Annotated in this window: 14 protein-coding genes and 1 pseudogene; 6 read left to right on the top strand and 9 right to left on the bottom strand. The window is 72.8% G+C overall.

The window, feature by feature from the left end:
- Positions 1 to 9: 9 nt before the first annotated feature.
- The 6 genes from fxsT to AB0D66_RS21590 all read right to left on the bottom strand — a co-directional run bounded on the left by fxsT (position 10) and on the right by AB0D66_RS21590 (position 10,006).
- Positions 10 to 3,615: an FxSxx-COOH system tetratricopeptide repeat protein gene (fxsT, locus tag AB0D66_RS21565; RefSeq protein WP_362305699.1), complete on the bottom strand. Its 3,606-nt coding sequence runs from the start codon at positions 3,613 to 3,615 to the stop codon at positions 10 to 12.
- Positions 3,616 to 3,771: 156 nt separating this feature from the next.
- A complete protein-coding gene (locus AB0D66_RS21570; protein WP_362305702.1) occupies positions 3,772 to 4,425 on the bottom strand; it encodes a hypothetical protein in 654 nt (217 codons plus the stop codon).
- 56 nt (positions 4,426 to 4,481) lie between these two features.
- Positions 4,482 to 5,480 carry an MASE1 domain-containing protein gene (locus tag AB0D66_RS21575; RefSeq protein WP_362305705.1) on the bottom strand — a complete coding sequence of 333 codons (999 nt, stop codon included), beginning with the start codon at positions 5,478 to 5,480 and terminating at the stop codon, positions 4,482 to 4,484.
- 65 nt (positions 5,481 to 5,545) lie between these two features.
- On the bottom strand, positions 5,546 to 6,379 hold the full coding sequence (locus AB0D66_RS21580; protein WP_362305708.1) for a PP2C family protein-serine/threonine phosphatase: 834 nt from the start codon (positions 6,377 to 6,379) through the stop codon (positions 5,546 to 5,548).
- Positions 6,380 to 6,518: 139 nt separating this feature from the next.
- Complete coding sequence (locus AB0D66_RS21585) at positions 6,519 to 8,741, bottom strand: RICIN domain-containing protein (RefSeq protein ID WP_362305711.1); 2,223 nt, start codon at positions 8,739 to 8,741, stop codon at positions 6,519 to 6,521.
- On the bottom strand, positions 8,738 to 10,006 hold the full coding sequence (locus AB0D66_RS21590) for a family 16 glycosylhydrolase (protein ID WP_362305714.1): 1,269 nt from the start codon (positions 10,004 to 10,006) through the stop codon (positions 8,738 to 8,740). Before AB0D66_RS21590 ends, AB0D66_RS21585 begins: the two co-directional genes overlap by 4 nt.
- A 268-nt stretch (positions 10,007 to 10,274) precedes the next feature.
- Here AB0D66_RS21590 and AB0D66_RS21595 point away from each other — a divergent pair, with 268 nt between their 5' ends.
- Both AB0D66_RS21595 and AB0D66_RS21600 read left to right on the top strand, forming a co-directional pair.
- On the top strand, positions 10,275 to 10,982 hold the full coding sequence (locus AB0D66_RS21595; RefSeq protein WP_362305716.1) for a tRNA-dependent cyclodipeptide synthase: 708 nt from the start codon (positions 10,275 to 10,277) through the stop codon (positions 10,980 to 10,982).
- Complete coding sequence (locus AB0D66_RS21600) at positions 10,972 to 12,156, top strand: cytochrome P450 (RefSeq protein ID WP_362305719.1); 1,185 nt, start codon at positions 10,972 to 10,974, stop codon at positions 12,154 to 12,156. Before AB0D66_RS21595 ends, AB0D66_RS21600 begins: the two co-directional genes overlap by 11 nt.
- Positions 12,157 to 12,229: 73 nt before the next feature.
- Here AB0D66_RS21600 and AB0D66_RS21605 read toward each other — a convergent pair whose 3' ends face one another.
- The 3 genes from AB0D66_RS21605 to AB0D66_RS21615 all read right to left on the bottom strand — a co-directional run bounded on the left by AB0D66_RS21605 (position 12,230) and on the right by AB0D66_RS21615 (position 14,949).
- Positions 12,230 to 13,423: an MFS transporter gene (locus tag AB0D66_RS21605; RefSeq protein WP_362305722.1), complete on the bottom strand. Its 1,194-nt coding sequence runs from the start codon at positions 13,421 to 13,423 to the stop codon at positions 12,230 to 12,232.
- 241 nt (positions 13,424 to 13,664) lie between these two features.
- Positions 13,665 to 14,279, bottom strand: a complete 615-nt coding sequence (locus tag AB0D66_RS21610; protein ID WP_362305725.1) for a DUF3592 domain-containing protein — start codon at positions 14,277 to 14,279, stop codon at positions 13,665 to 13,667.
- 52 nt (positions 14,280 to 14,331) lie between these two features.
- The gene (locus AB0D66_RS21615) at positions 14,332 to 14,949 is read right to left on the bottom strand and encodes a sigma-70 family RNA polymerase sigma factor (RefSeq protein WP_362305727.1); all 618 of its coding nucleotides are present in this window, start codon (positions 14,947 to 14,949) and stop codon (positions 14,332 to 14,334) included.
- 76 nt (positions 14,950 to 15,025) lie between these two features.
- Here AB0D66_RS21615 and AB0D66_RS21620 point away from each other — a divergent pair.
- The 4 genes and pseudogenes from AB0D66_RS21620 to AB0D66_RS21635 all read left to right on the top strand — a co-directional run.
- Positions 15,026 to 15,175, top strand: a pseudogene (locus AB0D66_RS21620) (alpha/beta hydrolase); the annotation flags it as partial.
- A gap of 78 nt (positions 15,176 to 15,253) precedes the next feature.
- The gene (locus AB0D66_RS21625; protein ID WP_362305730.1) at positions 15,254 to 16,207 is read left to right on the top strand and encodes a helix-turn-helix domain-containing protein; all 954 of its coding nucleotides are present in this window, start codon (positions 15,254 to 15,256) and stop codon (positions 16,205 to 16,207) included.
- A 130-nt stretch (positions 16,208 to 16,337) separates the two neighbouring features.
- Positions 16,338 to 17,069: a VOC family protein gene (locus AB0D66_RS21630; protein WP_362305757.1), complete on the top strand. Its 732-nt coding sequence runs from the start codon at positions 16,338 to 16,340 to the stop codon at positions 17,067 to 17,069.
- 123 nt (positions 17,070 to 17,192) lie between these two features.
- Positions 17,193 to 18,560, top strand: coding sequence for an FAD-binding oxidoreductase (locus tag AB0D66_RS21635; RefSeq protein WP_362305733.1), 1,368 nt, complete (start codon positions 17,193 to 17,195; stop codon positions 18,558 to 18,560).
- Positions 18,561 to 18,713: the final 153 nt, after the last annotated feature.

Below are 18,713 nucleotides of genomic sequence, written 5' to 3' on the forward strand. Positions count from 1 at the left end.
AGCGGGGGGTCACACGACCACGGGCTCCAGGTCGCGGTGGATCCTGCGTTCGCCCCGGGCCGCGCGGGTCAGGCCGTGGTCCTCGCCGAGCAGTCGCGCCAGTTCGGCGACGGACTCGGCCCGCAGCCGGGCCGCCTCCTCGGTGCGGCCCGTCCCGTCCAGGCTGACCGCCAGGTTGGATGCGGCAGCCAGGGTCTCCGGGTGGTGGGCCCCGAGCGTCTCGCGCAGCCGCGTCACGGCCCGCCGGTCCAGCTCCAGGGCGCCCTCCGGATCGCCGAGGCCGGCCAGGGCGTTGGCCAGGTTGAGCTGGGCGACGAGGCGGTGCGGGTGGTCGTCGCCCAGCACGTCGCGCAGGGTGCGGACGGTCTGGCGGAGCAGGAGCTCCGCCGTGCCCGCGTCCCCCGTGCCGCAGTGGAAGACCGCGAGGTTGTTGACGGCGGCCAGGGTGTACGGGTGGCGCTCGCCCGGCGCCCTCGCGAACGCGTCGACCACCTCCTGCGCCAGGTCCAGCGCCCCGCCCGGGTCTCCGGTCGCGAACAGGTCGGCCGCCAGGTTGAGTTCACAGGCCAGCAGGTCCGGGCCGGCCGGGGTGCGGGCGGCCCGGTAGCGGTCCCGGGTGGCCGTGGTCAGCCGCAGCGCGTCCTCCAGCCATCCCGCGCGGCGCAGCGACACCGCGAGGCTCTTCGCGGCCGACAGGGTGCCGGGGCAGGCCTTGCCCCGGGTGCGCTTGTAGCTCTCGTAGGTCCGGCTGAGCAGCTGCACCGAGTCCTCGTAGCGGCCCGCCTCGCGCAGGTCGCGGGCGAGGTGCCGCGCGGAGGACAGGGTGTACGGGTGGTCCGGGCCCAGCATCTGCGTGCGCAGGTCGAAGACCTCCTGGTCGATCTCCCGGGCCCGCGCGTACTGCCCGACCGCGCGCAGGTTCAGCGCCAGGTCGTTCGCGGCGGCCAGGGTGCGCGGGTGCGCCTCGGGGAGGATGCGGCCGAAGCCCTGGTGGGCGTCGGTCGCCAGCTCCACCGCCTGCGCGTACCGGCCGAGCGCGCCCAGGGTGTGGGCGAGACCGCTCATGGTCGTGTAGGTGTCCGGGTGCGAGGGGCCCAGCACGGCCCGCCGGCGCTCCAGGGTGACCTCGTCCATCTCCTTCGCCTCCGCCAAGCGCCCTTGCGAACGCAGGATGTTCGACAGGTGGAAGCGCAGGTGCAGGTACTGCGGGTCGCCGCTGCCCGGTATCTCCCTCCAGGCTTCGAGCAGTTCTTCGCCGAGCTGGTGGGCGGCCTTGGAGTCGCCGCGCTTCCACAGGTAGCGGACCCGGTCGAGGAGCAGCCTGCGGGTCTGCGGGTCCTTGCAGTACCGGGCCTCGGACGGGGCCAGGTGCGGCCAGATCGCGTGGAACAGCGGCCAGGTCTCCGGGTTGTCGATCGGCTCGTCTTCGTCCGGCCGGGCGCCGGCCAGGATCCGGTGGACGGCGTGCCGGGCCTCCCGCTGCTCCTCCTCGGTCAGCCGGGCCCGGATCACCGCCTGGACCAGCCGGTGCACCTGGATGCTGTCGTCGGCCTGGTCGATTCGGGCCAGCCCGAACCGGCCGATCTCCCGAAGCACCCGGCCGAGCCCCGGATGCTCCCGCAGCGAGGAGTCGTACGGCGCGAGGGCGTCGGTCATCTCCTTGCCGTAGAGCAGGTTCGCGGAGATCGGCTCGGGGGCGAGGAAGGCGCACAGCTGGAGCAGCCGGGCCGCGGCCGGGGAGCGGGACCGCAGCCGTTCGATGGAGATGTTCCAGGTGGCGGCCACCGGCTCCGGATAGCCGGGCGGCTGGTTCAGGGCCAGTACGCTCGCGGCCTGCTCGGCCAGCTGCTCGACGTAGGCGGCCGCCGGGGTGGCGGTCTCCGCGATCCAGGACCCTGCCTGCTCGACGGCCAGCGGCAGGTCGCCCACCGCCACCGCCACCTGCTCGGCGTCGTCCTTGCCGAGCCCGGGGGCCCGGCGCTGGAGGTGCTCGACGGACTCCTCGCGCAGGTACACGTCCACCGGGAGGGCCGCCGCGTACTGCGACCAGGACTGGTTGCGGGAGGTCACCAGCACGTGGCCCGGGCCGCCCGGCGGCAGGAACCGGTGGAGCGTCTCGGGATCGTCCGCGTTGTCGAAGACCAGCAGCCAGCGCGAGGAGGGCACCCCGCGCCGCAGGAGGTCGACCGCCTCCTGCGCGGCGGCCGCCATGTCCTGCCCGGTCTGCACGCCGAGGCGTGCGGCCAGCTCGGCGAGGCCCGCGACCACGTCCTCGGTCTGCTCCGCGGAGATCCACCACACCAGGTCGTAGTCGGCCGTGAACCGGTGCGCGTACTCGAGCGCCACCTGGGTCTTGCCGACGCCGCCGAGCCCGAACAGGGTCTGGGGCTGCGGCAGCACCACGGCCATGCCGCCGCCGAGCCGCTCGCGCAGCCGCTCCAGCACGGTGGCGCGGCCGGTGAACCCGGGATTGCGGGGCGGCGCGTTCCAGATCCTCGGGACGCTGCCGGGAAGGCGGGGGCCGGTCCCGGAGCTGTCCGCCCTGGCCTCCGCGAGCTCCGTCGGCCGCTCCACCGACCGCGGCAGGGCGGCCGTGGGTGCCGGGGTGCGGGTGAAGGCGTCCTGGATCCCGCGGCGGGTCCGCTCGTCGACGGCGGGCAGGGAGGTGACGGCGCCGTCGGTGATCACGGCCGTGAGCCGTTCGAACGCGGAGAGCAGGGAGCCGGTGCGCCCGGCCTCGTCGCCGAAGGCGGCCAGGGTCTCCTCGTAGGCGTAGGCGGAGCGGTAGGGGATCTCCACGGCGGGCCAGGAGGAGGTGGGCTCGTCCCCCGCCGGCGCGTGGGGCAGGCCGTCGAACACGGTCCGGGCCCGGGCGCGGCCCGCGTCGGCCCGGTCCGGATCGCTCTCGTCGACGCGCATCGGGACGGGGTGGAGGGTGATGCCGCGGTCGTGGAAGCGTTCGTCGATCTGCCGGGCGACGGCGGCCGCGCCTTCGATGGACTGGTCGGAGAGGGTGAAGCAGGCGACGAGGACGTCCGGGAGGTGGACGGTGCAGATCTCCGCGGCGTCGGACAGGCCGGTGCGGCTGTCGATCAGGACGTAGTCGTAGTTCCGCTTCATGTCGGCCCGCAGGGCGTCGAAGAAGAGGCCGCCGCCGAGCCGGTCGTAGAAGTGGTCCCAGTCGAAGGTGGTGACGGTCGCGGCGTACTCGCGGTTCTGCCGGCCCGCCGGGAGGAAGTCGAGGGCGCCGCCGTACGGGAACTGCCCTCCCATGGCGTCGGGAGCGAGCGGGACGGCATGCGGCTGCACGCGCGCGTAGTCCTCGTGCCAGTCGGCGGTGCGCCGCACCGGGCTGGTCGCGGCCCAGGCGTACTCGCTGATCAGGTCGATGACCCCGGTGCCGGCCCCAAGGGCGGCGGGAGCCAGGAAGGGGTGGAGGAAGCGGTGCAGTCCGGGCGCCTCCAGGTCCCAGTCCACGGCGAGGACCCGTTTGCCGTTCGCGGCGAGGATCCAGGCGGTGTTGGCCAGCGCCATGGTGCGGCCGGTGCCGCCCGTGTACGAGTAGAAGGTGACGATGCGTCCGCCACGGCCGTCCCTGTCACGACTCACTGCCATCCGCGTCCCCCCGGTCAGCCGGTGTGCACGTGCTCCATTGAACTGCCCCGGGCACGCCTGGTGCCAGGGCCCGGGCCGGCCGGTCGCACCCCGTCCCCCCGGGACGGCACCGGCCGGCATCACGGCCGTGGTGCGGCCCAACCCCCTACCACCTGTTCACGACCACAGTTCGATCTCGGCGTCGAGGCGTGGGTCGGTGCGCGCCCAGACTTCGCCCCCGGCGGCCCCCTCCGGGGCGTCGACTCGTTCGATGCCGAGGAACTCGATCAACTTGAGCAGTGCGGCTCGTTCGGCCCGGTCCTCGTCGACCTCCTGCGAGTCGAAGAAGACGTAGTACTGGTCGCTCGGGTCCACGTAGCCCGAATCCGCCCAGATCCGAGCGACCTCTTCGATGGCCGCTGCTTCCGTCGTGATCGTGGCGGCGCGGGCGGCACCGCGCGTCTCCGGTGGCGCGTCGAGGTCGGCGAGGTCCGAGAACCACTGGCCGAAGCGGTCGAGGCCGGCATGTCCGTTCTCGAAGAACAGCATCGCGCTCGGAAGGTAGCCATGGGGCCGGTCGATCCGGAGGTATTGCGACCGGGGTCGGTCCGCATCCCTGGTCCGGGAGATCACACCCTGCCCGGGCATGAGTACCAGACTCTGCCCCGACGGTTCATCGTTGATGGTGTAGGTGTCGGCATCCCGGTCACGGAGGAACGCGGAGAACGCCACGTAGGCTTCCTGGGCGTCGGCCACGGAGACCCGTTGGTCGTTGCCGTCGCCGACAGCGAAGACGAACTGCTTCGGTCCGGGGTGGTAGGGGCGAGCCATATGCGTCCTTCGTTCACGTGTGCCGGCTCCGCCAGCGTAATCGCCTCGGCCCCGGGCTATCCGCCCCGCGTCTCGACGCCGTCCTCCTCCCGCGGCGGCCAGCCGGACGCCGCCTTCCCCGGCGCGAGCCGCTCCACCACCTCGGCGAGGTCCTGGCACGCCTGCTCGATCCTGGCGCGGACGATGTTCTGTTCGGTGACGACCGCCGACAGCAGCAGTGAGGTCAGCGCCGCGGAGCCGTTGAGCGCCTGGAGGTTGACCATGGCCTCGACGAGCGTGTGGCGGTCGAAGGGGCCGGCCTGGTCGATCGCCGCCGAGTTCGCCATGGCGGAGACGAGCAGCATGCACGGGGCGCTGCCCTCCAGTTGGAAGCGCAGGGCCGCCCAGACCAGGAGCGGGAAGACGAGGAAGAGCAGCGCGAGGTCGCTCCTGGTCGCCAGGAGGGTGACGGCGAAGGCCGCGGCCAGCAGGGCGGCCGCCTCCGCCCACCGGTAGGCGTCCGAGGGCGGCCGGGCCATGCGCAGCACCAGGAGGAGCGGTGTGATGACGAGGACGCCCATGGCGTCGCCCGCCCACCACGTCCACCACACGATCCAGAATCCGCTCTGCGGCATGCTGCCGGTGAGCAGGAGCAGCCCGGCTCCGACGGTGGAGCTGATCAGCATCGGCCCCAGCCCGCCCAGGAAGACCAGCGCCACACCGTCTCGGAGCCGATCCAGGGTGACGCGGAAGCGGACGCGGCGGAGCATCAGGAAGGCGCCCACGGGAGCGAGGGTGTTGCCCGCGGCGATCCCGAACCCGACGGGGTCGATCGAGCCGCTGATCGAGACGATGACCAGGCAGGCACCGAGTGCGATGCCGGGCCAGACGCGGAGCCCCTGCCACAGCAGGCAGGCGAGGGCGATGCCGGTGGGCGGCCACAGCGGGGTGACGACCGCGCCCTGGATCACCACCTGCTGGAGGAGGCCGATGCGCCCGCCCGCGAAGTAGGCGGCGGCGACGACCAGGATCCGGAGCACCGTCATGCCCAGACGTCGGAAGCCCTCGGTGCGCATCACTTCATCAGACAACAGCCCGCACTCGCGCTCGGAGCATGACACGCGCTACTGCGCCCTCCGCGTCATGCGGTTGCGCCCCGGACGGCCTCATGGCGGAGCACGAGTACCGCGGCGTCGTCCTGGTGGCCGGTGGAGTCGGCGACCTTCATCACGGCGGCGGCGAGCTCGCCGGGTTCCGCGTCCGCGTGCGCCCGGACCACCTCGGCCACCCTCTCCAGACCCGCGTCGATCGGGAAGGACGGACCCTCGACGACCCCGTCGGTGACCAGGACGAACGCACCGGCGGCCGCGAGCCGGCGGCGGGTGACGGGGTACTGCGAGCCCGGCAGCATGCCCAGGGGCAGGCCGCCCTCGTCCCGGACGATGCCGTGCTCCCCGTCGGTCGTGGCCCAGATCCCCGGCACGTGGCCGGCGCGCGCGCTCTGGACCTCCCACGCGACCGGGTCGAAGCGGAGGAAGGTGCAGGTCGCGAAGAGATCGCAGTCCACGGAGAGCAGCAGGTCGTTGGCCCGGCTGAGCACCTCGCCCGGGTCGGCGGCGGACGCGGCGACGGCGCGTACGGCGATGCGGACCTGCCCCATGAAGGCGGCGGCCTCGACGTCGTGGCCCTCCACGTCGCCTATGGAGAAGCCGAGTGCGCCGCCCGGGAGCAGGAAGCCGTCGTACCAGTCGCCGCCGATGCTCAGGCCGTGGCGGGCCGGTGCGTAGCGGGCCGCGGTGCGCAGGCCCGGCACGCCGGGAAGGGACGCCGGAAGGATCTCCCGCTGCAGTGCTTCGGCCAGCTCCACCCGGGCCTGCTGGAGCTCCGCCCCCTCCCGCGCCTGGGCGGTGAGCCGTCCGAGCCTGGTCAGCAAGTCTTCCGCGGTCGCCGACCGCATGGACCTATGGGGGCTCATGGACCACTTCCTGGACCGCTTCGACGTCGTCCGCTTTGGTTTCCGACACAAATGACCACATTCATCATATTTGGCTGGTTCGCTGATCACATCACGAGTCCGGGGCAGGGCCCGGGGCCCGGGGCCTGCCCCGGGACCCTCAGGGGTAGCTGCCCAGGTTGGCCACGTTGGTGGACGCGTTCGAGGGGCCGCCCCGGTCGTTGATGACGTGCCGGATCGTGCCGGTCCCGCCGAGCGAGACGGTCACCATGCTCTGGAAGCGGACGTTCGGGCGGTTCGGGGCTTCGAACGCGCGTTCGGCGGTCACGCTCCGGTCCACGTTGAAGAAGCAGTAGCTGCCGAGCCCGTAGGCCTGGTGGCTGGTCACGTGGTCGGCCACCTTGTACGCCGCGTAGCCCTGGGTGGAGCCGTTCATCCAGGCGGCCTGGTTCGGCGGGTCGTAGGGCATCTCGTTCTGGTAGAAGTAGGTCCGCCCGCCGTTGCCGTTCCAGACGGTCTGGTGCTTCTGGTAGTGCTCGACGAACAGGCCGTACATGGTCACTCCGTCGCCGTTGACCACGAGTCCGGTGTCGGCCGTGTTGGCGTTCCAGCCGATGCCGCTGCCGTGGTCGCCGCGCCAGATCCACATGTGGTCGCCGATGACGTGGTCGCTGTTGACGACGAGGCTGGTCGTCGCCCTGCCCACGGCGGCTCCGCCGACCCGGAAGAAGACGTCGTGCAGGGAGGTCGGGTTGGCCGAGTGGTCGGCGGCGGCGCCGGCCGGGCCGACCTCCATCAGGGTCCGCGCATTGACGGTGCCCGCGTCGAAGAGCACGCCCGCGATCTTCACCCCGTCGACGTCGGCGACCGTCATGGCCGTGACGCCGTTGTCGGGGATGAAGGTGGCCAGGCCGAGCCCCAGGACGACGGTGTCGGGACGGGTCACCCGCAGGGTCCGGTCGAGGTGGTAGACCCCGGGCGTGACCAGCAGGTTCTTGCCCTGCGCCAGAGCCGCGTCGATCTGCGCGGCGGTGGCTCCGGGCCTGACCACGTGGAACTGGTCCATCCCGAGCGAGCTGCCCGCGGTGTTTCCGTCCGCCCAGCTCGTGCCCGAGGAGTCGGTCCGCAGCGACGGCACGAACACCCGGTAGGCGCCCGCCGCGTCCACGTACAGGAAGGGCTTCTCGCGGACGGCCGGGGTCTGGTTCACCGTGGTGTACGGCGGGTTCGGGAAGCTGGTGCCCGGCACCCCCTGGCTGCCGACGAACACCATGTTCCAGTTGGACCCGGTCCAGCCGCCGAGCTGCGAGTTGCGGGTCAGCCACTGCTGCTGCGTCCCCGACCGCACCTGGCCGTCGATCTTGCTGTCGGCCATGAACCCGCCGCTGGCCCAGCCTCCGTCGTCCAGGGCGAGGTTCCCGCGGACGTGCATGCGGCGGTAGGGCGCGGCCTGGGACACCGCCCACCGGTCGGTCCCGCCGGCCGGGTTGACGGAGAGGTTCTCGGCGCCGCGCCAGAAGTTCTGGGTGGCGTTGTGCGGCGGGAACCAGTCCGCCTCCACGTGCACCGCGCCGTTGATGGTGACCGCGTCGGGCGACTGGCCGAGGCCGAGGACCTGGGTGTAGAAGCCGACGTTGACATCGTTGCCATAGGTGCCCGGCTTGAACATCACCGCGTAGCGCTCGGTGCCGAACTGGTTGGTCTCCTGCTGCCGGAAGATCGAGTCGAGCCGGCTCTGGATCGTGGCCGAGGGCATGGACGGGTCGAAGACGACCACGTTCGGACCGAGGTCCACGTCACCGGGTGCGGTGTTCACGGGCGCCACCTGGAAGCGTTGGGCCGCGGTGCCGTTGCAGGTGTACTGCACCAGCTGGACGCTGTCGGCGGTGGAGGCGGAGGGCACGTCGAGGCACTTGCCGCTGTGGCGGCTGACGAAGCGGTAGGCGCCGCCGCCCAAGTCCACCGGCTGCCACTGCTGGTTGGCCCCGCCGCCGTACGTCCACAGGTGCACGGCCGCGTTGTCGGCCGAGGAGGTGTCGCTGACGTCGACGACCTGGCCGGCGTCACCGCGGTTGCCGATCCGCACGAAGCCGTCGCCCGTCGGCGTGAAACTCCACTGCTGAGCCGAGGAGTTGTTGCAGGCGTACTGCTGCACCGCGGTGCCGTTCGCGGTCGCGGCGGCCCGCGCGTCCAGGCACTTGCCGCTGCCGGCGTTCACCACCGTGGACCAGCCCGCGGGCAGGGCGGCCGCCGCCTGGGGCGAGGCGGTCCGCGCCGGCGCCCGCGGGATGGCCGCCTGCGCGGGCTGGAGGGCGGTGAGCGCCGAGGCGGCCGCGAGCGCGGCCGCCAGGGCCGTGGGCCAGGGCCCGTTGCCGCGGGTCATCGGGTCACCGTCCACTTCTGGTTGGCGGTTCCCGCGCAGGTCCGGATCCGCAGCCGGGTGCCGTTGGCCGAGCTGCCGTCGGTGGCGTCCAGGCACTTGTCCGCCTGCGGGTTGACGATGTCGCGGGCCGCCGGGACGGCCCACTGCTGTGCGGGGGTCCCGTTGCAGTCGTAGAGCTGGACCGGCGTGCCGTCCGCGGTTCCCCCCGAAGCCACGTCCAGGCACTTGCCGAGCGCGCGGATCGTACCGTCGGAGCCGACGGTCCACTGCTGCGCGGCGGTTCCGTTGCAGTCGTAGAGCTGTACGGGGGTTGCGTTCGCGCTGTTGGCTCCGGCCACGTCGACGCACTTGCCGCCGAGGCCGGTGATCGGGCCGCCGCCCGGCTGGCCGCCGCCGGTGGTGACGCGGACGTGGTCGACCACGAGTTGCGCGGGGAAGACCGTGCTGCCGTCGGGGTCTCCGGGCCAGTAGCCGCCGACCGCGAGGTTGAGGATCAGGAAGAAGGGCTTGTCGAAGACCCACTGGCGTCCGCCGAGGTCCGCGGGGGTGCGCCGCTGGTACACGGCGCCGTCGACGGACCAGGTGACGGAGTTCGGACTCCATTCGACGGCGAAGGTGTGGAAGGCGTCGGCGAACGCCTGGCCGCCGGGCAGGGTGTAGCCGGCGCCGATGCCGCCGGACCCGGAGTACCCGGGGCCGTGCAGGGTCCCGTGGACCGTGGAGGGTTCGAAGCCCACGTTCTCCATGACGTCGATCTCACCCGAGGCGGGCCAGCCCACCTGGCCGATGTCGTTGCCCAGCATCCAGAAGGCCGGCCACATGCCCTGCCCGCGCGGTACCTTCATCCGGGCCTCGACCCGCCCGTACGTCGTGGTGAACCGGCCGGCCGTGTTCAGGCGGGCCGAGGTGTACTCGCACCGTCCGTACCAGCACTGGTAGTTGGACGGGTTCTCCCGGCGGGCGGTGATGACCAGATGGCCCTGGCCGTCAAGGGCAGCGTTCCGGCTGCCCGCCGTGTAGAACTGCCGCTCGTGGTTGTTGACGTTGTCGCCGGTCTCGATCTGCCACTTCCCGCCGTCGACGGCGGAGCCCGCGGGCCCGTCGAACTCGTCGGAGAACGTGACGGCTTCGGCCGATGCGGCCGGGGCGGCGGCCGGCACGGGAGCCGGGGCCGCCCCCTGGGCCAGTCCGGTGGACAGGGAGGCGAGGGCGAGGAGCGAGACGGCAGAGAGCAGCAGACGCCGGGGTAAGCGCGGGGAGGTCATGGCTCTCCCTTCCGGGAGTGTGGGGGAAGGCCCGACGACACGGTCATGACCATGCCAGGCCCTTAGTTCACTACGTGATTTAAGAAGTGAACAAATCCGCTGTCAAGAGTTTGGTCTGGACCAGATAACTCCGGTGTCCAGCATGTGAGTTACCTCAGTCAAGACATGGAACTGGACGGTCACGCTCAGGTACCTTCCATCACGTCGTCGCCACACCCGGGGCACAGGGCCCCACGGGACTCGCGACGGCCAAAGGAACCGACGTCTGTTGACGACAGCCACAGAAGTCTTCACGGTCCGGCCTTTCACCCCGCACTGCCAGGTGATCCACACCGAAGGCGACCACGCGGTGATAGGCATCTCACCCGGCAACAGTTATTTCTCGGCGCAGCGGGTCACCGACCTCGCGCACTGGGGCATGCGCAACTTCCGGCAGGTCGACCTCATCTACACCGACCTGCACGTCGCCGAGATGTACGAGGCGCTCGGCTACGGCGAGGACGAGGCGCGGCGCAAGGCGGTCAAGAACCTGCGCGGGGTCCGCGCGAAGGTCAACAACGCCGCGGCCGACGCCGACCCCACGGGCACCCGCCTGCGGGCACGCCCCATGTCGTCCCTCACCGACATCCCCGCGTACCGCAGGCTGCACACCCACCTGAACACCCTCCTGGACACCGACCCGGAGTTCCGCGAGACCTGCAACGCCCTGGTCGACGCGTTCCTCTCCTCGAAGGTGCTCGGCGGGAAGACCGCCACGCTCCGCCAGCGCGAGGTCTGCCTGGAGTACGTCTGCGCCGAGGCCCCGCTCTTCCTGGACACCCCGGCCATCCTCGGCGTGCCCTCCTCCCTCAACTGCTACCACCAGCTGCTGCCGATGGCGGAGTTGCTCTACTCCCGCGGTTCGGGTCTGCGAGCCTCGCGCAACCAGGGCCACGCCGTCATCACCCCCGCCGATGGAGAATCCGATGCCCACTGACACCCTCCTCGACTTCCCGTTCTCCGCACGCGGCGACCAGCTCCCCGAGGAGGTGGAGCGCCTCCGCGACGAGCCGGTCAAGCGGGTCCGTACGATCGCCGGGGACGAAGCCTGGCTCGTCTCCTCCTATCCCCTGTGCAAGCAGGTCCTGGAGGATCCCCGGTTCAGCCTCAAGGACACCTCGGCACCGGGCGTGCCGCGCCAGTACGCCCTGACGATCCCGCCCGAGGTCGTCAACAACATGGGCAACATCACCGGCGCGGGGCTGCGCAAGGCCGTCCTGAAGGCCATCAACCCCAAGACCGAGGGCCTGACCGACTGGATGCGGGCGCAGGCCCACACCCTCGTCGACGGCATGCTGACCGCGGGCGCCCCGGTCGACCTGCGCGGCCAGTTCGCCAGTCCGTACGCCGAGCAGCTCCACTGCCGCATCCTGGGCATCCCCGGGGAGGACGCCCCGCGCCTGGCGGCGAGCCTCGACATCGCGTTCATGAACTCGGCCTGCCCCGTCACCGGAGCCAAGCTCAACTGGGACCGGGACATGGCGTACATGGTCGAGCGCCTCGACGACCCGGCCGTCACCGGTCTGATGGCCGAGCTCGCCGCCCTGCGCGAGGACCCCGACTACGCGCACCTGACGGACGAGATGCTCGCGACCGTCGGAGTCACCCTCTTCGGCGCCGGCGTCATCTCCACCATGGGCTTCCTCACCATGGCCCTGGTCTCGCTCATCCAGCACCCGGAGGTCTGGCAGCAGATCCGCCAGGACCCCTCCAGGATCCCCGCGGCGGTCGACGAGCTGCTGCGCATCAACCTCTCGATCGCGGACGGCCTGCCCCGTCTCGCCCTCGAAGACCTCACCCTCGGGGACGTCGAGGTGAAGAAGGGCGAGCTGCTCCTCGTCCTGGTCGAAGCCGCCAACACCGACCCGGCGGTCTACCCCGACCCGCACACCGTCGACATCGACCGGCCGAACGCGGGCACCCACCTGTCGTTCGGCGGCGGCCAGCACTACTGCCCCGCCACCGCCCTCGGCAAGCGGCACACCGAGATCGCCCTTGAAGTGCTCGTCGAGAAGATGCCCGGTCTGCAGCTCGCGGTGCCGGTCGACCAACTCGTCTGGCGCACCCGCTTCATGAAGCGCCTGCCGGAGCGGCTGCCCGTGCTCTGGTAGTCCGCCGGCGGCGGCGCGGGCACCGGAGACCGCCGTCGACTCCGGGCCCCGCGCCGTCCCGGCCGCGGGCCGTCTACCGCTGTGTCCGGCCGGCGGGCCGACGCAGCAGGTAGACGGCCGCGGTCGAGACGAGCACGGCCATGCAGGCGATGAACACCAGGCCCGCGCCCTCCAGGCCCATCGGGCCCGACAGCACGCCGACGCCGATGACCGGCACCGAGATGCCGGCGTACGCGACCACGAAGAGCGTCGAGATCACCGCCGCGCGCCGGTCCGCGGGAGAGGCAGCGGCCACCCCGGCCAGCGCCCCCCGGAAGGCGAGCCCCTGGCCGGTCCCCCCGACGAGCGCGCTCAGGACCACCAGCACGAGCTGTTCCCAGTACAGCGCGCCCGCGAGCAGCGCCAGCCCGGCGAGGAGGCCGGCGCAGCCCAGGGGCAGCGAGCGCGCCACCCCGACCCGGCCGACCACCAGCTGTCCGGCAGTCGAGGCGAAGAAGGCCAGCGCGACGACCAGCCCGCTGACGGCGTGGTTGTGCACGTCCAGGGACTGGGCGAGGAACGCCGGGCTGACCGAGGTGAACACCCCGAACAGGGCGAAGCCCACGAACGAGGCGATCGCCGCCGGCCCGAACACCGACCGGACCTGCGGGGGCAGGCCGGGCCGCTGCGGCCGTACGGTGCGCAGCGGCCGCCGCTCCCGGACGGTCTCCGCGAGCCGCAGCAGGACCACCGCCGAGCAGGCCACCAGGGCGAGGTGCACGGCGAACGGCAGGTACAGGGGCCAGGCGGCGTACTGCGCGAGCACGCCGGCGAGCAGCGGGCCGCAGCCCAGGCCGCCCATGTTGGCGGCCGTCGCCACGAACGTGGCCCGGGAGGCGCCGCCGTCCGGGGCCAGCTCCATCACGTACACCGTGGCGGCGCCGGTGAACAGGCCCGCGGACAGCCCCGACAGCAGCCGCCCCGCGTACAGCCAGCCCAGCCCGGTGGCGCACAGGAAGCAGACGGCGCTCGCCGCCGCACAGCCCAGCCCGAAGAGCAGGACCGGCCGCCGGCCCACGGCGTCCGAGGCGTTGCCCGCCAGCAGCAGGACGCCGATGACCCCGAAGGCGTACACGGCGTACACCACGGTCACGATCAGCTCGGAGAAGCCGAACTTCTCCTGGTAGAGGCCGTAGAGCGGGGTCGGCAGCGTGGTGCCCGCCATGCACACGGCGAACACCGCCCCGCTGAGCGAGCACTGGCGCCAGACGCGGCGATCACCGTCCATGCCGCCGACGGTAACCCGCGCCCGGCCCCCGTCCCGGCGCGCCGTGCCCGGCGCGCCGTCGGGGTACGGGAACCGGTCCGCGGGTCGGGCCGACAGCCAGACGGGGTTGGTGAGCGCCGCCGGGGCGCCGGGCAGCGGGTGGCGGCTGGCGGGCCTCGGCGCGGACGGAGGAGGTACGGGTGAACCGGGAATGGAGCGCGGGCGAGCCCCGGCGGTGGGCCGGGGCGCCCCCCGGCCGCGCTCATCGAGGCCGTCTCCCGTCGGGTGCCGGCCGCTCCGGGTCCCGCGCGCCCCGCCGTCCGGCGATCACGGTGCTGACGGCGAGGAGGAGCACGGCCCACACCACGGCCCGCCACGGCGAGGCCGTTCCCTCCAGGGCCGGGGACGCGCGGCGCCGCGGGTCGTAGGCGACCCGGACCTCCTGCCCGGCTTCGGCGACGGCCCGGTCGTCCTTGAGTTCGTCGGGGTAGCCGCCGGGGCAGTCCAGTGCGAGGCGGTACACGGTCTTCGCGGGCGGCGCGCCCTCGCCCGAGGAGGACTGGAGCCTGCGCTCGACCTCGCGCACCACGCAGGTGGCGGACTCGGCCCGCGACGCCGTCTGGTCCGCGGCCGCCACGGTGAGCAGCAGTCCCACGGCCAGCAGGAGGCCGCCGAAGACGCTGCCGCTGCCGCCGACGGCCACGACGTACCCGGCGCAGGCGGCCACGAGCAGGACCACCGCGCCCACCCAGGCGACGGCGGTCGGCGGCGGGGCCGGACCCGCGAAGCACCAGTGGGCCCAGCCGTACACGGCCCCTGCCGCGACAGCGGGCAGGCCCGCGGCGAGCCGCCCCTCCCGCGGTTCCGTCTCCGCCATGAACACCACCCCCGCAAGGGGGACGCCGGTGGCCCGCCCCCGGTTGCCGGGCTCAGGCGCCGCCGTGCAGCCGGTCGCGCTGGATCCGGTGGGCGAGGGCGCGGCGGACCGAGGGCGATCCGGCGCCGGGGGCGGCGGCCCCCTTGGGCGGGACGTCGAGGGCGCGGCTGATCTCGTCGTAGGCGGCCTGGTGGGCGGCGGGCAGCCGGCCCCGGTGCAGCCGCAGGTCCTCTTCGAGGCCGCGCCGCAGTTCGTCGACGGTCCGGGGCGTGAAGCGCCTGCGGCCGCGGGCGAGGGCGTCGACGGCGGGGGTGCAGTGCGCGGTGCGGTCGAGGGCCTCGGAGACCTCCTCGGCCAGGCCCCAGAGGCGTCCTTCGAGCCACGGGGGGTCGTTCTGGCCGAGGGCGAGCGCGATCGGCGGCGACGGTGCGTCCGACTTGTACTTGCCGACCTGCTTGGACACGGCGGGCTGGCTCATGTCGGTGAGCCGGGCGATCCGGTCCTGGGTCCAGCCGAGGCCGGCGAACACCTGGATCATCTCGGTGCGCAGCCTGCGCATCTCCTCGCCCGCGCGGATGACCTCGTTCATGCCGGCGAGCATCCGCTCGGCCTGCTCCTCGGTCAGCGTCTCGGGGCCCGGGTTCCCGGGCTCTTGCTCTCCATCTGCCACAACTCGGTTATACACCCGCCCCGGCGAGCGCCATAACCCGGTTGTATAACCGGGTTATGGCTGACAGGATGCGGCCGTGCCCACCTTCTCCCCACCCGACGGCAACCGGCTCGCCCACCGCACCCACGGGACGGGCGACCCCGTGGTCTGCCTTCCCGGCGGCCCCGCGGACTCCGCCCACCTCGGCGACCTCGGCGGCCTGTCCGCCCACCGCCGACTGGTCGTAGGCCGCACACCCGGGAGGACGGGCCGCACACCCGCGGCCGCATGCGGGTGATCGCGGGAAATCTGCCAGACTCCCCGCATGCCGCCCTTCACCTCCGTCGCCGCCTACGCCCCGCCCGGTGTCGGCATGCTCTCCGTCGGCGTGGTCACCGAGGTGTTCGGCCCGCGCGAGGGGCTGCCCCGCTTCGACTTCGCGCTGTGCGCCGAACGGCCCGGGCCGGTTCCCACCGACCTCGGTGTGCCGCTCGCGGTCGCCTACGGACCGGAGCGGATGGCCGTCGCCGATCTGGTGGTCGTCCTCCCCTGGGCGGACTTCCGCACACCCCTGCCCGAGGCCGCGCTGGAGGCGCTGTCCGCCGCCCACGCCCGCGGCGCCCTGGTCGCGGCCCACTGCGTCGGTACGTACGCCCTCGCCGCCGCCGGACTGCTCGACGGGCGGCGGGCCACGACCCACTGGCGGTTCGCCGAGCTGCTGGCCGCCCGCCATCCGGAGGTCACCGTCGACGCCCACGCCCTCTACGTCGACGAAGGCCGTGTCGTCACGGGGGCGGGCGCGGCCGCGGGCTTCGACCTCTTCCTGCACCTGGTCCGGCGGGAGCACGGCGCCGCGACCGCCAACGCCATCGCACGCGACCTCGTACTGCCCTCCCACCGCGAGGGCGGACAGGCTCAGTACCTCGCGGCCCCCGTTCCCGAGGACGCCCAGGACACCCGCCTCGCCGAAGTCCTCGCCTGGGCCCGCGAGCACCTCCACGAGCCGCTCCCCGTCGCGGAACTGGCCCGGCGTGCCGTGATGAGCAAGCGCTCCTTCGCCCGCCGCTTCACCGCGGCCACCGGCACCACCCCGCACGCCTGGCTGGTCGGGCTGCGGCTGAGCCGCGCCGAGGAGCTGCTGGAGACCACCGACCTGTCGGTCGAGGAGATCGCCCGCGCCGTGGGGTTCGCGAGTGCGGCCGTGCTCCGGGAGCAGTTCGTACGCCGCCGCGGTGTGCCTCCGCGCTCCTACCGGCGGTCCTTCACCCGTACGCCCTAGCACCTTTCGAGCGGGGACGGTCCGCGGCGCTAGGGTGGGCCGAACCCGGCCGTAGCGATCGCGAACAAGGTGGGCAGCTGTGTCGACGTCGAGTCACGAGATGTTCGGCGCACCCTGCTGGGTCAGTCTGATGACCGGGGACCTCGCCTCGGCGCAGCGGTTCTACGGCGCCGTCATGGGCTGGCACTTCCGCGCCACCCGGCTCGGGGAGGGCTTCTCCATCGCCTTCAGCGAAGGCGCTCCGGTGGCCGGGCTCGGCGCGCTGGCCCACCGGCTGGTCCTGCCGGCCGCGTGGACCCCGTACTTCGCCGTCGACGACGCCGACGTCACCGCGGCGCGGATCGTCGAACGCGGCGCGACCATGGCGGTCGGCCCCCTCGGCTTCGGCACCGGCCGCGCCGCACTGGCCTCCGACCCCGACGGGGCGGTCTTCGGGTTCTGGCAGGGCGAGGTCATCCCGGACTGGACCGTCGGCCGGGGCAGCGCCCCCGTCTGGCTCGAACTGCGCACCCGCGACGCCTTCGCGGCCGCCGTCTTCTACGGCGAGGTCCTCGACTGGGCCGGCGAGCGGGCCGGCTGCTGCACGGTCTCCTACGAACACGACCACGTCGTCCTGCGCCACGGGAACGACACCACGGCGCGCATCGTGGGCGGGGCACTCGAAGAGGCCCCCGATCCGCAGGTCCGACCGCGCTGGCACGTCCACTTCCGCGTCCCCGACCTGGAGGCGGCCCTGGAAACCGCCACCACGCTCGGCGGCCGCGTCGTCTCGCCCGTGGAGAACACGAGCACCAGCCGCTCGGTCGTGCTGGCCGACCCCGACGGCGCGCCGTTCACCGTGGTCGCCCCTCAGGACGGCTGACGGAAGGGCCGGGCACCGGCCGGCGGGGCCCCGACCGGGCGCCGGGTTGAGGCTTCGCGGCACCGGCGTAGCGTGGAACGTGCCGGAATGTCGGTGGCACGACCCACACGAGGAGCGATGGCCATGGGCAAGCCGATCGATGACTTGCGCACACGAGTGCGCGGGGCGGTCGTCGCCCCGCAGGACGAGGGCTACGACGAAGCCCGCAGGGTCAACAACGCGATGATCGACAAGAGGCCGGCGGCCGTCGTGCGCTGCGCCAACGCCGGTGACGTGATGGCCGTCGTCGACTTCGCCCGCGACCACGGGCTCGATCTGGCCGTCCGCGGCGGCGGGCACAGCGTGCCCGGTTTCGGAACCTGCGACGACGGCGTGGTGGCCGACCTGTCCGGGATGCGGTCCGTCCGCGTCGATCCCCGCGCCCGGACGGCCCGCGCGGACGGCGGGGCGACCTGGGGCGACTTCAACGCGGCGACGCACGCCTTCGGCCTGGCCACCACCGGCGGGATCATCTCCACCACCGGAGTCGGCGGTCTCACCCTCGGCGGCGGCATCGGCTACCTCGCCCGCGGACTCGGACTGAGCTGCGACAACCTGCTGTCGGCCGATGTGGTGACGGCGGACGGGCAGTTGCTCGTCGCGAGCGCGGAGGAGAACCAGGACCTCTTCTGGGCCCTGCGCGGCGGGAGCGGCAACTTCGGCGCGGTGACCTCCTTCGAGTTCGCCCTCAGCCCCGTCAAGGACATCTACGGCGGGCCGATGCTCTTCGAACTGGCCGACGCCGGCAATGTCCTGCGCGCCTTCCGCGAGATCATCGCCGACGCGCCGGAGCAACTCGGCGGCTTCCCCGCCTTCCAGATCGCACCGCCGCTGCCCTTCATCCCGGAGGACCGCCACGGCCGGCCCTTCGCCCTGATCGTGGCCTGCTGGTCCGGGCCCGTCGAGGAGGGAGAGCGCGCCCTGCGGCCCTTCCACGACATCGCGCCGGTGGTCGCCGAGCACGTCGGCCCCATGCCGTACCCCGCGCTCAACAGCGCCTTCGACGCGCTCGTACCGCCCGGCCTCCAGCACTACTGGAAGGCCAACTTCGTGACCGAGCTGACCGACGAGGCGATCGAGGCGCACCTGCGGTACGGGCCGCGGGTGCCCGCCGTGAACTCGACCGTGCACATCTATCCGGTCAACGGAGCCTGCCACCGCGTCGATTCGGACGCGACGGCCTACGCCTACCGCGATGCCAACTTCGCCACCGTCATCGCCGGGATGTGGCCCGACCCCGCCGACAACGAGGCCAACACCGCGTGGGTCCGCGACTACTACGAGGCGACCGCCCCGCACTCCGAGGAGGGCGGCTACATCAACTTCATGGCCGAGGACGACCAGGACCGGATCAGGGCCAACTACAAGGGGAACTACGACCGGTTGGTGGAGGTCAAGCGGACCTACGATCCGGGCAACCTCTTCCACCTCAACCAGAACATCAGGCCGTAGGCGGTGCTCGGACGGCGGCGGCCGCCCGGGGGGGGGCCCCCCCCCCCCCGCCCCCCCCCCCCCCGCCCCGGGGCCCCCCCCGCCCCCAACCCGATACCGCCCGGGGGCCAAAAACAAAATAAAAAATAAAAAAGGCCCCCCAGACCCCCAAAC

It is taken from the genome of Streptomyces sp. NPDC048270, from assembly GCF_040652335.1.
Taxonomy (GTDB): Bacteria; Actinomycetota; Actinomycetes; order Streptomycetales; family Streptomycetaceae; genus Streptomyces.

What these genes read in the sequence shown, in the direction of transcription:
- fxsT (WP_362305699.1), bottom strand. Translation starts at nt 3,615, where the DNA reads ATGGCAGTGAGTCGTGACAGGGACGGCCGTGGCGGACGCATCGTCACC.
- AB0D66_RS21570 (WP_362305702.1), bottom strand. Translation starts at nt 4,425, where the DNA reads ATGGCTCGCCCCTACCACCCCGGACCGAAGCAGTTCGTCTTCGCTGTC.
- AB0D66_RS21575 (WP_362305705.1), bottom strand. Translation starts at nt 5,480, where the DNA reads ATGCGCACCGAGGGCTTCCGACGTCTGGGCATGACGGTGCTCCGGATC.
- AB0D66_RS21580 (WP_362305708.1), bottom strand. Translation starts at nt 6,379, where the DNA reads ATGAGCCCCCATAGGTCCATGCGGTCGGCGACCGCGGAAGACTTGCTG.
- AB0D66_RS21585 (WP_362305711.1), bottom strand. Translation starts at nt 8,741, where the DNA reads ATGACCCGCGGCAACGGGCCCTGGCCCACGGCCCTGGCGGCCGCGCTC.
- AB0D66_RS21590 (WP_362305714.1), bottom strand. Translation starts at nt 10,006, where the DNA reads ATGACCTCCCCGCGCTTACCCCGGCGTCTGCTGCTCTCTGCCGTCTCG.
- AB0D66_RS21600 (WP_362305719.1), top strand. Translation starts at nt 10,972, where the DNA reads ATGCCCACTGACACCCTCCTCGACTTCCCGTTCTCCGCACGCGGCGAC.
- AB0D66_RS21605 (WP_362305722.1), bottom strand. Translation starts at nt 13,423, where the DNA reads ATGGACGGTGATCGCCGCGTCTGGCGCCAGTGCTCGCTCAGCGGGGCG.
- AB0D66_RS21610 (WP_362305725.1), bottom strand. Translation starts at nt 14,279, where the DNA reads ATGGCGGAGACGGAACCGCGGGAGGGGCGGCTCGCCGCGGGCCTGCCC.
- AB0D66_RS21625 (WP_362305730.1), top strand. Translation starts at nt 15,254, where the DNA reads ATGCCGCCCTTCACCTCCGTCGCCGCCTACGCCCCGCCCGGTGTCGGC.
- AB0D66_RS21630 (WP_362305757.1), top strand. Translation starts at nt 16,338, where the DNA reads ATGACCGGGGACCTCGCCTCGGCGCAGCGGTTCTACGGCGCCGTCATG.
- AB0D66_RS21635 (WP_362305733.1), top strand. Translation starts at nt 17,193, where the DNA reads ATGGGCAAGCCGATCGATGACTTGCGCACACGAGTGCGCGGGGCGGTC.